Raw genomic sequence first — 321 nt, forward strand, 5'->3', positions numbered from 1 at the left:
GAAGATCCTGCCCGGCATGGTGATGGGGGACGTCAGCATGCAGGATTCCACTCTGCGCAACCAGTTCACCGTCACTGGGCTAAGCCACCTCAGCGCGGTCTCGGGCTCCAATGTCGCGGTAGTCACTGGAGCCGCGTTGGTGCTGGCCACGGCCTGCCGGGCGGGGCGCCTCACCCGGCTGCTGGTGGCAGCCGGCGCCCTCGTGGCCTTCGTGCTGCTGGTCGGCCCGGAACCCAGTGTGCTGCGCGCGGCGATCATGGGCAGCGTCGGCCTGGTGGCGGTGGCTTCTGCCCGCTGGACGGACATCATCGCCTCCTTGAG

The 321-nt window shown here is 69.2% G+C and carries 1 protein-coding gene; it reads left to right on the forward strand.

All coding sequences use genetic code 11. The features are described from left to right. Nucleotides 1-321 (forward strand): ComEC/Rec2 family competence protein (locus CYJ76_RS11830; RefSeq protein ID WP_180802309.1); only part of this gene is annotated, 321 nt, incomplete at both ends.

It is taken from the genome of Kytococcus schroeteri (assembly GCF_002847825.1).
Taxonomy (GTDB): Bacteria; Actinomycetota; Actinomycetes; order Actinomycetales; family Dermatophilaceae; genus Kytococcus; species Kytococcus schroeteri.